Source organism: Micromonospora sp. B006 (genome assembly GCF_003408515.1).
GTDB lineage: Bacteria > Actinomycetota > Actinomycetes > Mycobacteriales > Micromonosporaceae > Micromonospora > Micromonospora echinospora_A.
In genome coordinates, this window is sequence record NZ_CP030865.1 from 6964606 (window position 1) to 6977895 (window position 13290).

At 74.7% G+C, this 13290-nt stretch carries 12 protein-coding genes; 7 read left to right on the forward strand and 5 right to left on the reverse strand.

Features of this window, described 5'->3' with window-relative positions; genetic code table 11:
- Positions 1-25: 25 nt before the first annotated feature.
- On the forward strand, positions 26-982 hold the full coding sequence (locus MicB006_RS31265) for a zinc-binding dehydrogenase (RefSeq protein WP_116510945.1): 957 nt from the start codon (positions 26-28) through the stop codon (positions 980-982).
- A 9-nt stretch (positions 983-991) separates the two neighbouring features.
- On the opposite strand, the gene MicB006_RS31270 is transcribed toward MicB006_RS31265, so the two are convergent.
- The 3 genes from MicB006_RS31270 to MicB006_RS31280 all read right to left on the reverse strand — a co-directional run bounded on the left by MicB006_RS31270 (position 992) and on the right by MicB006_RS31280 (position 3275).
- On the reverse strand, positions 992-2149 hold the full coding sequence (locus tag MicB006_RS31270; RefSeq protein ID WP_116510946.1) for a hypothetical protein: 1158 nt from the start codon (positions 2147-2149) through the stop codon (positions 992-994).
- Positions 2150-2214: 65 nt separating this feature from the next.
- The gene (locus MicB006_RS31275; protein WP_116512013.1) at positions 2215-2472 is read right to left on the reverse strand and encodes a DUF6457 domain-containing protein; all 258 of its coding nucleotides are present in this window, start codon (positions 2470-2472) and stop codon (positions 2215-2217) included.
- Positions 2469-3275, reverse strand: coding sequence for a molybdenum cofactor guanylyltransferase (locus tag MicB006_RS31280; protein WP_116510948.1), 807 nt, complete (start codon positions 3273-3275; stop codon positions 2469-2471). Before MicB006_RS31280 ends, MicB006_RS31275 begins: the two co-directional genes overlap by 4 nt.
- 278 nt (positions 3276-3553) lie before the next feature.
- Here MicB006_RS31280 and fdhD point away from each other — a divergent pair, with 278 nt between their 5' ends.
- Complete coding sequence (gene fdhD / locus MicB006_RS31285; protein ID WP_116510950.1) at positions 3554-4408, forward strand: formate dehydrogenase accessory sulfurtransferase FdhD; 855 nt, start codon at positions 3554-3556, stop codon at positions 4406-4408.
- Positions 4409-4441: 33 nt separating this feature from the next.
- Here fdhD and MicB006_RS31290 read toward each other — a convergent pair whose 3' ends face one another.
- Positions 4442-5758: a DUF4192 domain-containing protein gene (locus MicB006_RS31290; protein ID WP_116510952.1), complete on the reverse strand. Its 1317-nt coding sequence runs from the start codon at positions 5756-5758 to the stop codon at positions 4442-4444.
- 152 nt (positions 5759-5910) lie between these two features.
- Here MicB006_RS31290 and MicB006_RS31295 point away from each other — a divergent pair, with 152 nt between their 5' ends.
- From MicB006_RS31295 to MicB006_RS31315, 5 genes are all read left to right on the forward strand, one after another.
- Positions 5911-6825 (forward strand): fructosamine kinase family protein, encoded by a 915-nt coding sequence (locus MicB006_RS31295; protein ID WP_116510954.1) that lies wholly within the window; start codon positions 5911-5913, stop codon positions 6823-6825.
- Positions 6822-7838, forward strand: coding sequence for a GTP 3',8-cyclase MoaA (gene moaA / locus MicB006_RS31300; RefSeq protein WP_116510955.1), 1017 nt, complete (start codon positions 6822-6824; stop codon positions 7836-7838). Before MicB006_RS31295 ends, moaA begins: the two co-directional genes overlap by 4 nt.
- Positions 7839-7840: 2 nt before the next feature.
- Positions 7841-8086: a MoaD/ThiS family protein gene (locus MicB006_RS31305; RefSeq protein ID WP_013289332.1), complete on the forward strand. Its 246-nt coding sequence runs from the start codon at positions 7841-7843 to the stop codon at positions 8084-8086.
- A gap of 20 nt (positions 8087-8106) precedes the next feature.
- Positions 8107-9369, forward strand: coding sequence for a metallophosphoesterase (locus MicB006_RS31310; RefSeq protein ID WP_370013396.1), 1263 nt, complete (start codon positions 8107-8109; stop codon positions 9367-9369).
- Between the two features lie 94 nt (positions 9370-9463).
- Complete coding sequence (locus tag MicB006_RS31315) at positions 9464-12649, forward strand: UvrD-helicase domain-containing protein (protein WP_116510958.1); 3186 nt, start codon at positions 9464-9466, stop codon at positions 12647-12649.
- Between the two features lie 10 nt (positions 12650-12659).
- Here the strand turns inward: MicB006_RS31315 and MicB006_RS31320 are convergent, their stop codons facing one another.
- The gene (locus MicB006_RS31320; RefSeq protein WP_116510959.1) at positions 12660-13289 is read right to left on the reverse strand and encodes an A24 family peptidase; all 630 of its coding nucleotides are present in this window, start codon (positions 13287-13289) and stop codon (positions 12660-12662) included.
- Between the last annotated feature and the right edge of the window lies 1 nt (position 13290).

The window sequence follows — 13290 nt, forward strand, 5'->3', positions numbered from 1 at the left end:
GACCGGCTCGAAGCGAGGGGGCGGTATGCGTGCGGTGTGGCTGCGGGAGTTCGGCGGACCGGAGGTGCTCGTGCCCGGGACGGCACCCGACCCGGCACCCGGGCCGGGCCAGGTGCTCGTCGACGTGGCACACGCGAACATCACGTTCGTCGAGACGATGTTCCGGGCCACCGGCTTCGGCCCGTTCGGCGCCGAACTGCCGCTGATCCCCGGCAACGGCGTCGGCGGGACGATCACCGAACTGGGACCGGGTGTCGATCCGGCGCTCGCCGGACGCGTCGTGGTCACCGCCACCGGCGGCACCGGCGGGTACGCCGAGCGCGTCGTGGTCGACCAGGGCGCGCCTGTCCGCGTACCCCCGGGGTTGGCGCTGGACGCGGCGGTGGCGCTGATGGCCGACGGCCGGACCGCCCTGATGCTGGCCCGTGCGGCCGGGCTGCGGCAGGGTGACCGCGTCCTGGTCGAGGCGGCCGCCGGGGGCGTCGGATCGCTGCTGGTCCAACTCGCCGCGCGGGCCGGCGCCACCGTGGTGGCCGCAGCCGGTGGCCCGGCGAAGGTCACCACGCTCCGCGCGGGCCGGCTCGACGTCGTGGTCGACTACCGGCAGCCCGGCTGGACCGACCGGGTCCGGGACGCCGTCGGCGCGGTCGACGTGGTGTTCGACGGCGTGGGCGGACCGCTCGCCCGGGAGGCGTTCGGCCTGCTCGACCCGGGCGGGCGGATGCTCAGCTTCGGCCTGGCGAGCGGCGCCTGGGCGGACATCCCGGCCGAGTCGGCCGCCGCACGCGGCGTGACGCTGCTACGGCCCCGGCCCGGCCCGGACGAACTGCGCGCCCTCACCGAGGCGGCGCTCGCCGAGGGCGCGGCCGGACGGCTGCGCCCACTCATCGGCCGGCGCTTCCCGCTGGAACGGGCCGCCGAGGCGCACGCCGCGATCGAGGCCCGGGAAACGATGGGCAAGACCCTGCTCGACGTACGCTGACCCGACGGCTCAGAGGTACATGCCGGTGCGGTGCTCCTCGCTGCGGGCCGGCTTGTCGCCCTCACCGAAGAAGCGCTTGCCGCCGAACTCGCCGTGCAGACGGTCGTCCAACTCGTCCGCCAGGCCGGTCATCACCTGCACCGCGAGCATCAGGTGAGTGGCCTGGAAGTTGCGACCGAAGACCGGAATCGACGCCCACACCGTGTCGTCGGCGCAGTAGAGCCGGCCGATCGGCATCCGGTTGGTCAACTCGGAGAGCTTCACGTAGAGACGCTCCGTCGGCTCCACCTCGGTCAGCACCGGCGAGAAGACGTCCACGAGCGGCGGATTGTCGCGGACCCGGACGAACACCATCGCCGAGCCGGCCCGGATGTTGATGTCACCGTCCGAGTCGATCTGGAGCTGGTCGGAGGTGGACTTCAGCATCGTCGACACGACGGTATGCACCCGCTCCGCGAGCGCCTGCACGTCGTTCTCGTCCGCCTGGGCGGTCGCCGCCGCGGCCAGCGCCTCGTCCAGATCGGCCTCGACGTCCCGGTCCGGCCCGAACTCGCTGCGGGCCGTGCCGAGCGGTTCCACCGGCAGCGGCTCACCCTCGACGTCGTGCACCAGATAGACGAGGAAGGCGGGGTGCGGGGCGCCGTAGACGTCACGCAGCGTCCGGGAGAGCACGGCGGCCAGCCGGGTGGACTCGTCGGCGCCGCAGTCCAGGCCGAACTGCTCGCCGGAACCCGCCACCACGCCCGGCGGCGACCAGCCGAGCGCGACCATGTCCGCCACCGCCGCCCGGTCCAGCCGGTAGCCCTGCGGCAGTGTGGCGTTGCCGACCGCCCGCGCCGAGAGGCGACTCTCCTCGCCCGCGTCCACGCTGACCGAGTAGACGGCGTCCCCGGTGCCGGAGGCGGTCGGATCGAGCGTCACCTCAAGGTGACCACCGGCGGGCAGCGCGCGTAGCCGCTCGGCGAGCGCCCGGGCGAACTCACGCCAGGCCTCGGTGACCTTGGCCCGCAGATCGGCAGTGGTCGGCTCGTCCAGCAGGATCGACTCGTGATGATGCTCAGGCGTACCGCCGGCAGAGTGATGAGCCGGCGTGCCACCGGAGCTGTGCTCAACCGGCGTGTCGCCGGCCGGCTGCTCGACCGGCGCCGAGGGGTGGTCTGCCGTCATGATCGCCTCCGTCCGTTCCCGCCACCCTACCCACGCGCGGCGGCGACCGAATCACGCCCGAGGCGCTATTCCGCAGGCGTGGAACCGCCCAGATCCACCGGCCAGGAGCCAGCCAGCGCGCTGAGCCGCTCGGCCGCCACCGCCGGGTCCGCCCCACGCCCCACCGCCAACCCCAGCAGGTACGCGGTGACCGGCGCCCCCGGCCGGACCACCTGATGTGCCACGTCCCGGGCCACGTCCAGCACCGTCGGCACCGGCACCCCGGCCGGGTCCAGGGCCAGCTCGGCACAGACCGCCGTGACCCAGTCGTCCAGCACCGTCATCTCGACCACTCCTCCGCCCGGCGTACGTCCTCGTCAGTGTCGCAGTCGAACCAGGGCGGCGGACCGGAGCCGGACCAGGACACCTCGCGTACCGCGACACCGGCCAGCAGCCCGCGCACCGGCGCCCCGTCGAGCGTGCCGCCCCGCGTCGCGGCGAGCCGGTCGAGGGCGGCCCGCAGAGCCGGCAACCGCCACACCGCGCAGAGCTGCTGGCGGCGGCCGTCGGCGTCCACGTAACAGGCGAGCGCGACTGTCGATCCGTCCGGCGTGAGCGCTGATTCCCGCTCGGCGGCCGGGTCATGGTCCCGCTCGGCGGCGGGGTCGTGTTCCCGCTCGGCGGCTGGGGCGTGCCGCTGCCCGGCGGGCGAGGCGTGCGACTGCGCGGCGCCTGGGGCGTGCGGCTGCTCGGTGGCCAGGTCGTGCGGCTGCTCGGTGGCCAGGTCGTGCGGCTGCTCGGTGGCCGGGGCGTCGAGCGCGCGCCGCAGCTCTGTCACCGCGGCGGCGGTGAGCAGCGGGAGATCGGCGGCGAGCAGGGCGACTGTCGTCGTGGTCGGGTCGAGCAGCGCCAGCCCAGCCGCTGTGGCGGCCACCGGCCCGCCCCCGGGTGGCTCCTCACGTGTCGTCCGGACCCCGTCGGGCAGCGGACCGGACGCGCCGACCACGATCCGCTGGTCCGCATCGGCCACCGCGGCCAGTACCCGGTGCAGCATCGGCCGGCCGCCAACCGGGCGGCCCGGCTTGTCCACGCCGCCCATCCGCCGGGCCGCGCCACCGGCGAGGACCACCGCCGCGTACCCCGTCACCGCCTCACCCTATCCACGGCCACGACCGCCGCATCCCGGCTCGGACCGAGGGCTCGGTTCACACACTCGGGCCTGTGCCCGGCTCTTGTTGGCGGTTTTCCGACGTTGATCAACTCCCTTTCGCCGAAGTGGTGGCATCCGAGGCCCTCCGATACCGCAACTTCGGCGATCTGGTGTCGATCATCATCGGCCCGTGCAAGGCCGGACCGTTCGGGTGAGGCGGGTGCAAGGAGCGGGGGTGAGGTGCGGGCGGCAGAGGGCCCGGGGAGGATGGCGGCATGGGACGGGCAACAGACCGGCGTAGCGTGCTGCGGATCGACCTCGACGCGACAGGCGAGGGCCGGGGCCGGGTCCGCCGCCAGGACACCCTGGCTGCGGAGGAGCCACTGGAGATCCGCGTGGGCGCGGCCGGGCCGGGCCGGCGTCGACCGCTCGCGGTGACTATGCGCACCCCGGGCGACGACCTGGACCTGGCGATCGGCTTCCTGCTCACCGAAGGGCTGATCCGGTCGGCCGCAGACGTGCACACCGCACAGCTCTGCGCCGGGGCGGAGACCCCGAACACCTACAACGTGGTCGACGTGGTGCTCACGCCCGGTGTTCCGGAGCCGGTCACCGATTCCTCGCGCAACTTCTACACCACCAGTTCGTGCGGCGTGTGCGGCAAGGCCAGCATCGAGTCGGTGCGTACCCGTTCGCGGTTCGCCGTGCGGGACGACCCGCTGACGGTCACCGCCGAACTGCTGGCCGCGCTGCCGGACCGGCTGCGGGCCGCGCAGCGCGCCTTCGACCGCACGGGCGGCCTGCACGCGGCCGGCCTCTTCACCGCCGACGGGGAGATGGTGGTGCTGCGGGAGGACGTCGGGCGGCACAACGCGGTGGACAAGGTGATCGGCTGGGCCACCCGGGAGGGGCGGTTGCCGCTGGCCGGGCACGTGCTGCTGGTCTCCGGGCGGGCCAGTTTCGAACTCACCCAGAAGGCGTGGATGGCGGGCGTGCCGCTGCTCGCCGCGGTGTCCGCGCCCAGCACGCTCGCCGTCGAACTGGCCGAGGAGGCCGGGATGACGCTTGTCGGCTTCCTGCGCGGGCCGACCATGAACGTCTACACCGGGGCGGCGCGGATCGGCGGCTGACGGCTCAACGCCGTGGACGGCGACGGCGACGGCTCAGCCGCGTGGGCGGCGACGGCGACGGCGCAGCACCGAGCCGCCGTCGGGACCGGGCCATCCGTCCAGCTGGGACGGGGCCACCCCGCGCCGAAGCGCCTCGTCGAGCAGCACCGCGAGCGAATAGCCGGGGTGGGCGGACAGCACCCGTTCCAGGGCTACCGCCGCCAGCGCCCCGTGCCCGGAGCGCCAGGCGGAGAAGGCGAGCAGGCAGCCCGGCGCGGCGATCAGGTCCGGCTCGGCGCGCCGCGTCACGTCGGTCCAGAGGCTGATGTCCGCGTCCCGGCCGTCGGTCCGGGACCAGGCGTGATCGCGTACCGGGATGTGGGTGAGCAGCACGGTCAGCCAGGCCACCTCGTCGTCGTCGAGCCGCTCGCCACGCCGCTGCCGGCGGAACGCGGCCCGCACCGCCGCCGTGCCCGCGCTCCGCACCGCACGTGGTGAATCCCCCGGCCCGGCACCGTCGGCCCGCACCTCACCGTCCCTCGGCACGGAACTGCCGCCCGCCGGCCCGCCACCCGGCCCGAACCCGCCCGCTTGCCCGCCACCCGGCCCGAAGCCGTCCGCCGGACTGAAGCCGTCCACCGGATCGAAGCCGTGCGCCGGATCGAAGCCGTCCACCGGTCCGCCACCCGGCCCGGAGCGATCCGCCGAACCGTTGCCGACCGGTGCGGTGCCGTCGACCGGCTCCGGGCCGTGCGGCCTGCCGGCCGCGGGGCCGCGGCCGGACTGCGAGGACGTCCCGCCGGTGAGCGCGGCCAGGCGCAGACGGGCCCGGCTGGTGGCCCGGCGCATGGCGAGGCGTACCGGCCCGTCGACCGGGGACACCTGCGCGGCCAGCGCGGCCCGGTCGGGCAGGGCGACCTGACCGGCGAACACGGCCGCGGCGCTGACCTGGCTGGCGGCCGGGTCGTACGGGGTGCCCTCCGGCGGGCAGCAGGACGGCTCGGCGCACAGGTACGACCACCAGCGGCCGTCGGTGACCCGCAGGGCGTCGAGCACGACCAGCCCGGCAGCGGTCAGCGCGTCGCCGATCGCGTCCACGACGCCGGTCACCCGGGCGGCCGGACCGTAGCCGACGACCGTGGCGGCGTCGGCGTCCTGCCGGGCCACCACCTTTGCCAGGTGCCGGGCCGCCGGGCCGGGGTCGGCGCCGGGTGCGGGCAGGTCTCCCCGGGCGGCGAAGACGACCCGCCGGCCGCGTACCGCGACCACCACGACGCTGTCGGCCGGGTGGAAGCCGATCAGGTAGGGCACGGCCGCGACCATGTCGGCGGGCGAGCGGACGGAGAGGCGGGGTTGCTCGGTGGAGTTCATGCCGGGAGCGTGGGCGTTCGCATGCCGCGCTGTCCGCCCCTGTGGACGACACGCGGTCCATCCACAGATACGGAGCGTATCGGTCCAGGTCAGCGGCGATCCGTGGCGTCGCTTGCCCCACGGTTGTCCGGGGTACCCGCTACCTTGCGCTCATGGACCTGGCGTACCTGCGGGCACACCCGGAGCACCTGCCGACCTTCCTGACCCACCAGCGGATCCGCGAGACCCCGGTCTCCGGCGGCGACATCTGCGCCGCCTCCCGGCTCACGCTGGACGACGGGCACTCCGTGTTCGCCAAGACGTGGCCGGAACGTGCGGCGCGTCCGCTGCCGGAGGGCTTCTTCGCCGCCGAGGCGGCCGGGCTGCGCTGGCTGCGCGAGGCGGGTTCGGTGCCGGTGCCGGATGTGCTCGTGGCGCTGCCCGATCTGCTCGCGCTCGACTGGGTGGAGCCGGGCGAGCCGACGCCGGAGGCAGCGGAGGCGTTCGGGCGTGATCTGGCCGGGCTGCACCGGGCCGGGGCGCCGGCGTTCGGCGCGGACTGGACCGGGTTCATCGGCGCGCTGCCGCAGGACAACACACCCGACCCCGGTCCCTGGCCGGACTGGTTCGCCCGGCGTCGCCTCCTGCCGTACCTGCGCATGTCGGTCGACGGCGGCGCGCTCGACGGGTCCGGGGCGGCGCTGGTCGAGCAGGTAGTGGCCCGGATCGGTGAGTTCGGCGGCGACGAGCCGCCGGCCCGGCTGCACGGCGACCTCTGGCCCGGCAACCTGCTCTGGGGCGCCGACGGCCGGGTCTGGCTGGTCGACCCGGCCGCGCACGGCGGACACCGCGAGACCGACCTGGCGCAACTCGCCCTTTTCGGCGGCCCGCCCCATCTGGACCGCGTCATGGCCGCCTACCGGGAGGCGTGGCCGCTGGCCGACGGCTGGCGGGAACGGGTGCCCCTGCATCAGCTGCACCTGCTGCTGGTGCACACCGCGATCTTCGGCGCGGCGTATGCGAACGCGGTGGCCGCCACGGCCCGGGACGCCCTCCGGGGCGTCGAGCGCGCTACGGTCGACGGATGAGCGCCCCGCGGACGACGGCCGACGGCGTCCTCGCCGACCGGTACGGCCGCGTCGCCCGGGACCTGCGGGTCTCGCTGACCGACAAGTGCAACCTGCGCTGCACCTACTGCATGCCAGCCGAGGGCCTGCCCTGGCTGTCCGGTCCGCAACTGCTCAGCGATGACGAGATCGTCCGGCTGGTGGGTGTCGCGGTGACCCGGCTCGGCATCACCGAGGTGCGCTTCACCGGTGGTGAGCCGCTCATCCGACCCGGTCTGCCCGGCATCGTGGCGGCGGTGGCCGCGCTCACGCCCCGGCCGCGCATCTCACTGACCACGAACGGCATCGGCCTGGCCCGCATGGCGCCGGCGCTGCGCGACGCCGGGCTGGACCGTGTCAACGTCTCGCTCGACACGCTGGACCGGGACCGGTTCACCGCGCTGACCCGGCGCGACCGGCTCGCCGACGTGCTCGCCGGGCTGGCCGGGGCGGCGGACGCCGGGCTGACCCCGGTGAAGATCAACTCGGTGCTCATGCGTGGCACGAACGACGACGAGGCGCCGGAGCTGCTGCGGTTCGCGCTCGCGCACGGTTACGAGCTGCGGTTCATCGAGCAGATGCCGCTCGACGCGCAGCACGGCTGGGACCGCTCGACCATGGTCACCGCCGACGAGATCCTGGCCTCCCTGCAGGCCGCGTTCGCGCTGACGCCGGACCCGTCCGAGCGGGGTGCGGCACCGGCCGAGACGTGGCTGGTGGACGGCGGGCCGGCCCGGGTCGGGGTGATCGCCAGCGTGACCCGGCCGTTCTGCGGCGACTGCGACCGCACCCGGCTCACCGCCGACGGCCAGGTCCGCAACTGCCTGTTCGCCACCGAGGAGTCGGATCTGCGCGGCGCGTTGCGCGACGGCGCCGACGACGAGGAGCTGGCCCGGCGCTGGCGCGCCGCGATGTGGGCCAAGCGGGCCGGGCACGGCATCGACGACCCGACGTTCCTCCAGCCCGCGCGCTCGATGTCGGCGATCGGAGGCTGAGGATGGAGCTGACGGTCCGCTACTTCGCCGGCGCCCGCGCGGCGGCCGGACGATCCGAGGAGACCGCATCCGCGGGCCGATCTCTGGACGAACTCCTCGATGACCTGGCCGCCCGCCACGGCGAACGCCTCGCCGTGGTGCTGAAGGCGGCGAGTTTCCTGGTCGACGGCGTCGCCTGTCATGATCGGCGGGCGCTGTTGCCGGCCGGGGTGACGGTGGACGTGCTGCCGCCCTTCGCGGGCGGCTGAGGGGGGCACACGTGCTGGCCATGGCGACATTCCTGGGCTTCGTCGTGCTCGTGATCGGCCTGATCCACTTCTACCTATGGAAGCGGCTGGTCCGGGACACCACGCGCCCGGGGCGGTGGCGCCGGGCCGGCGGGGTGGCGATCGCGGCGCTGGCGGTGCTCGTACCGGTGACCCTCGCGGGCACCCGCAACGGCTGGTACTGGCTGGCCTGGCCCGGCTACCTCTGGGTCGCGCTCATGTTCTACCTGCTGGTGATCCTGCTGGTGCTCGAAGTGCCCACGGCAGTGGTCCGGCTGGTGCTGCGCCGCCGGGCCCGCTCGGTGGTCGCCACCGGCCCGGAGCCCGAGCCCGCACTCGTGGGCGCGGCGACCGCAAAGGGTGGGACGCCGCCGCCGGTCGACAGCGCCGACACGCCGCCGGCCGGAACCGACGCGCCGGACCACGATCCCTCCCGGCGGCTGCTGCTCGCGCGCGGGGCGGCGATCTTCGCCGGGCTGACCGCCGCCGGCGTCACCGGGTACGGCGTCCGCACCGCCATCGGTCCGCCGCAGCTCGACCGGGTGCAGATCCCGCTGGCCAAGCTGCCCCGCAGCATGGACGGGCTGCGCATCGCCACCGTCTCCGACATCCACCTCGGGCCGCTGCGCGGCCGGGCGCACACCGAGCGGATCGTCGCGATGATCAACCGGATGGACGCCGACCTCGTCGCCGTGGTCGGTGACCTGGTCGACGGCACGGTTGCCGAGCTGGGCGAGGCCGCCGAGCCGCTGCGCGACCTGCAGTCCCGGTACGGCAGCTTCTTCGTCACCGGTAACCACGAGTACTACTCCGGCGTGGAGGAGTGGGTTCGCGAGGTGGACCGGCTCGGCCTGCGGGTGCTGCAGAACGAACGGCAGGAGATCCAGGCCCGGGGCGGCGTGCTGGACCTGGCCGGGGTGAACGACGTCAGCGCCGCCGGCACCGGGGTGGCCGCCCCCGCCGACTACGCCGCCGCGCTCGGCGACCGCGACCCGAGCCGGCCGGTGGTGCTGCTCGCCCACCAGCCGGTGGCCGCGCAGGAGGCCGCGAAGTTCGGCGTCGACCTCCAACTGTCCGGGCACACCCACGGCGGTCAGATGGTGCCGTTCAACCTGGCGGTCAAGCTCGAACAACCGGTGGTCTCCGGTCTCGGCGAGGTGGACGGCACGAAGGTCTACGTCACGAACGGCGCCGGTTTCTGGGGCCCGCCGGTCCGGGTGGGCGCGCCACCTCAGGTGACGCTGGTGGAACTGCGCGCTCCATAGCGTGCACGGACCGCCGAGTCCAGCACCGCATTGCTCAGGTCACCCGTACGCGTGGCGACGGGCGGGCGGGGGACCGGACGTGACAGGATGCGGCGTGCCTCCGTTCAGCGCCGCACCCCCCGGTGGCCTCCCGCCGTACGTGGCGGACCTGCACATCCACTCGAAGTACTCCCGCGCGTGCAGCCGCGACCTGACCCTGCCGAACCTGGCCTGGTGGGCCCGGCGCAAGGGCATCGGAGTGCTCGGCACCGGGGACTTCACCCATCCCGCCTGGTACGACCACCTGCGCGAGACGCTGCACCCGGCCGAGCCCGGCCTGTACCGGCTCGCGCCCGAGGCGGAGCGGGACGTCGCCCGGCGGCTGCCGCCCCGGCTGGCGAGCGAGGCGGAGGCGGACCCGGTCCGGTTCATGCTCAGCGTGGAGATCTCCACGATCTACAAGCGGGACGACCGCACACGCAAGGTGCACCACCTGATCTACCTGCCGGACCTGGACGCGGTGGGGCGGTTCAACACCGCGCTGGGCCGGATCGGCAACCTCGGCTCGGACGGGCGGCCGATCCTCGGGCTGGACTCCCGCGACCTGCTGGAGATCACGCTGGAGGCGAGTCCGGACGGCTACCTGGTGCCCGCGCACATCTGGACGCCCTGGTTCTCCGCGCTGGGCTCGAAGTCGGGCTTCGACGCGATCGCCGACTGCTACGCGGACCTGGCCGAGCACATCTTCGCGGTGGAGACCGGCCTGTCGTCCGACCCGGAGATGAACTGGCGGGTCGGCAGCCTGGACCGCTACCAGCTGGTGTCCAACTCGGACGCGCACTCGCCGCCGGCCCTGGCCCGGGAGGCCACCGTCCTCACCGCCGCCCGTGACTACTTCGCCATCCGCGAGGCGCTGCGCACCGGCGACGGGCTGGCGGGCACCGTGGAGTTCTTCCCGGAGGAGGGCAAGTACCACGCCGACGGGCACCGGCTGTGCGGGATCAACTGGTCGCCGCAGCGGACCCGTGAGGCGGGCGGGCGCTGCCCGGAGTGCGGCAAGCCGCTGACGGTGGGCGTGCTCAGCCGGATCGAGGAGCTGGCCGACCGGCCGGCGGGGCATCGTCCGGCGCACGCGCGCGAGGTGACACACCTGGTGCCGCTGGCGGAGATCCTGGGCGAGCTGAACAGGGTGGGCGCGCGGTCGAAGAAGGTCGAGGGCAAGCTGAACGAGCTGATCGCCGCGCTCGGCCCGGAGCTGGAGATCCTCACCCGTACCCCGGTCGAGGAGATCGGCCGCGTCGGCGGCGAACTGCTCGCGGAGGGCATCGGCCGGCTGCGGCGCGGCGACGTGCGCCGGGTGCCGGGCTACGACGGCGAGTACGGGGTGATCACGCTGTTCGATCCGGCGGAGCTGGGCGGTCCGGGTGCCGGGGCGGGGCAGGAGACGCTGTTCGACGTACCCGTGCCCGCGCAGCGGCGGCCCGCGGAGCCGGCGCCGAAGCCGAAGGCCAAGCGCCCGGCGGCGGCCCGGCCGGAGCCGAAGCGGACGCCGCCGCCCGCGCCTCCGATCGCGCCGCCGCCGTCGCCGCACGAGCCGTTCGAGCCGATGCTCGCCGGGATGGAGGAGGTCGGCACCGGCCTGCTGGACCGGCTGGACGCGATGCAGCGGGTGGCCGCGTCCGCGCCGGGTGGTCCGCTGCTCATCGTGGCCGGTCCGGGCACCGGCAAGACCCGCACGCTCACCCACCGGATCGCGTACCTGTGCGCGGAGCTGAACGTCTTCCCTGATCAGTGCCTGGCGATCACGTTCACCCGGCGTGCGGCCGAGGAGCTGCGGCACCGGCTGGACGGGCTGCTCGGCCCGGTCGCCGAGGACGTCACAGTGGGTACGTTCCACTCGCTGGGCCTGACCGTGCTGCGGGAGAACGCGGCGGCGGCCGGGCTGCCGGCGGACTTCCGCATCGCCGACGACGCGGACCGGGCGGCGGCGCGCGCGGAGGCCGGTGACGACGACGAGCGGTACGTGGCGTTGCTGCGCAAGCGGGACCTGGTCGACCTGGACGAGCTGCTGACGCTGCCGGTGGCGCTGCTCAAGGGGGACCGGAAGCTGGTCCGGGAGTACCGCGAGCGGTGGAAGTGGATCTTCGTCGACGAGTACCAGGACGTCGACGCGGTGCAGTACGACCTGCTGCGGCTGCTCAGCCCGCCGGACGGCAACCTGTGCGCGATCGGCGACCCGGACCAGGCGATCTACTCGTTCCGGGGCGCGGACGTGGGCTACTTCCTGCGCTTCTCGCAGGATTTCACCGACGCCCGGCTGGTGCGGCTGAACCGCAACTACCGCTCCTCGGCGCCGATCCTGGCCGCCGCGGTGCAGGCCATCGCGCCGTCGTCGCTGGTGCGAGGGCGACGCCTCGCGCCGGCCCGGCTCGACCCGGAGGCGCCGCTGGTCGGCCGGTACGCGGCGGCCTCGGCGTACGACGAGGCCGACTTCGTGGTCCGTACCGTGGACGAGCTGGTCGGTGGCCTGTCCCACCGCTCGCTGGACTCGGGGCGGATCGACGGGCGGACGACGTCGCTGTCCTTCTCCGACATCGCTGTCCTCTACCGCACGGACGCGCAGGCCGCGCCGATCGTGGACGCGCTGGCCCGGGCGAACATTCCGGTGCAGAAGCGCTCGCACGACCGGCTGCGTGACCGTCCGGGTGTGCCGGCCATCGCCCGCGAGCTGCGCCACGCCGGTCTGGACGGTTCGCTCGCCGCCCGGGTACGCCAGGCCGGGCAGATCCTGGCCGAGCGCTTCGCCGTGCCGACGCTCGACGGTTCCGGCGCGGTACGCCCCGAGGACGTTCGCACGGCGGTGGACCTGCTCACCCCGCTGGCCCGCCGCTGCGACGACGACCTGGAGCTGTTCCTCAACCAGCTCGCCACCGGCGCGGAGGTGGACGCGCTGGACCCGCGTGCCGAGGCGGTCACGCTGCTCACGCTGCACGCCGCGAAGGGCCTGGAGTTCCCGGTGGTGTTCCTGGTCGGGGCCGAGGACGGGCTGCTGCCGCTGCGCTGGCCCGGCTCCGAGCCGGACGACGACGCGGTGGCCGAGGAGCGCCGGTTGTTCTTCGTCGGGCTTACCCGGGCGCAGGACCGGCTGTACGTCAGCCATGCGGGCCGGCGCGCCCGGCACGGCGCGGAACGCGACACCCGCCCGTCGCCGTTCCTCGACGTGATCGACCCGGCGTTGTTCGAGCGGCTGGACGCGGCCGAGCCCCGCCGCCCGAAGGACCACCAGCTCCGGCTGATCTGACCGGCGCGCGTCAGGTGAGGACGGCGGCGAGCCACGCGCCGCCGAGGATCGCCGGGCCGAACGGCACCGGCGTGTCCCGGCGTACCCGGCCGGCGGCGAGCAGGACGAGGACCGCCACGCCGGCGAGCACGTGCGGCAGGAGCAGCCCGAGGCGCAGCGCCGGCCAGCCAAGCCAGCCCAGCGGCAGCCCGAGCGCGGCGGCGAGCTTCACGTCGCCGAACCCGAGCCGGGCCCGGGGCAGCAGCGCCAGCAGCGCGTACCCGATGAAGGAGATCGTGGCCCCGGCGACCGCGACGGTCAGGCGGCGCGGTTCGCCGGTCGCCGCCGTGGCAGCGGCCAGGCTGAGCCCGCCGCCGAGCGCGACCACGGCGACGAGCGGGTCGGGCAGCCGCAGCGCTGTCAGGTCGGTGACCGCGAGGACCAGCCCGGTCGCGGCGATCAGCAGCAACGCGGGCAGCGCCGGATCGCCGCCCCGGGCGGCTGCGAGCCCGCCGAACACCACGACGCCGGCCAGGGCGAACGCGCCGGGGCGCGGAGGGCCGCCAGCGGGAACGGTGACGAACAACCGGCCGACCGGTACGGCCACCCACCCGGCCGCCGCGCCGAGGAGCGCGACCCCCGTCACCAGCAGCGCCGACACG